The sequence below is a fragment of the Lactobacillus xujianguonis genome, from assembly GCF_004009905.1.
Lineage (GTDB): Bacteria > Bacillota > Bacilli > Lactobacillales > Lactobacillaceae > Lactobacillus > Lactobacillus xujianguonis.
The window spans coordinates 1-1,171 of sequence record NZ_ML136945.1; the positions used below are offsets into that span (position 1 = coordinate 1).

A 1,171-nucleotide genomic window follows, 5' to 3' on the forward strand; every position below is an offset into this window, starting at 1 on the left:
TGTCTTTCTACATACCAGAAAGTAATATAGTTTTCCTTTCTTTATTTTATTTACTGGCGTCATCATTAGTATTCCGATATTCCAATTTAGGAGTAATCGCATTGACCAACTCTTCCAGCTTCAGGGCTTAGCCAGCTCCTTTTTTATTTATCTTATTCTGCTAAAGCTAAAAGATTTAAGACGGCATTCTTATCACGATCATTTTGATAACCACATTCATAACAAATATACTCGTTATGTTTAGTACCGTGTTTTCGATTCCCTTGCAAAGTAATCTTTTCATCACCAGTTTTAATGTAGCCGCATTGTGCACAACGTTGAGGTGATGGGTAAGTTTGCTCAGCCCAGATTAATTTCTTGCCATACCAGTCACATTTATAAGTTAGGATTCGTCTAAACTTACTAAATAGTGACCGTTGCAAGCCCTTTGAAGCTACATGTGCCATCATCATTTGTTTAACTCGCAAGTCTTCGATTACAATTTGATCATAATCATTAACCAACTGAGTTGTGAACTTTTGTAAGAGATCATTTTGAATATTGGCTACTTTGCGATAATCACGTTGCAGCTTGGTTCTCACTTGCAGGTAATTATTGCTTTGATTAGCAGCCTGTCCATTAACTTGTCTCTTTCTCGCCAATAATCTTTGATAATGTGCTTGATCCGCTTGTACAATTTTTGCAATTTGTTTGGTAAAACGTTGATCTGACCGGCAGTGTAGTTGAAATGTCCCACATTAACATCAATGGCAGTCCTTTGACCAGTTTTTGGTTTAGCCATTATGTTTTCTTCATAAGAAAGAGCGGCATAATAATGCCCTCTTTCTCTAAAGACGCTAGCCTGCTTTACCTGAGTCATTTTTAGCTTTTCACAAGTCTTTATGTCAGACCAATTAGAAATCCCACGTGGATGATCTAAACGTAACTTGCCGTTAACTACCTTAGCTCGATCAGTTTTAAAGCCTTGACGTGGAGCCCGCTTGGACTTGAAACGAGGCTTACCCCAATCAGGTTGTGCTTTATCAAAGAAGTTCTGCCAAGCATTGGCCAAGTCCGTAACGGCTAGCTGTAAACATCTAGATGATAACTGATACTGCCATTCTGCTTTATTGGCAACTAATTCATCTCGCACTCGATATTCGTTTGGACTAGGATTATCTTCCTTGTTTAA

1 pseudogene is annotated in these 1,171 nt (G+C 38.2%); it reads right to left on the bottom strand.

The window, feature by feature from the left end:
• Positions 1-152: 152 nt before the first annotated feature.
• Positions 153-1,171 (bottom strand): annotated as a pseudogene (locus EJK17_RS11240) (RNA-guided endonuclease InsQ/TnpB family protein); the annotation flags it as partial.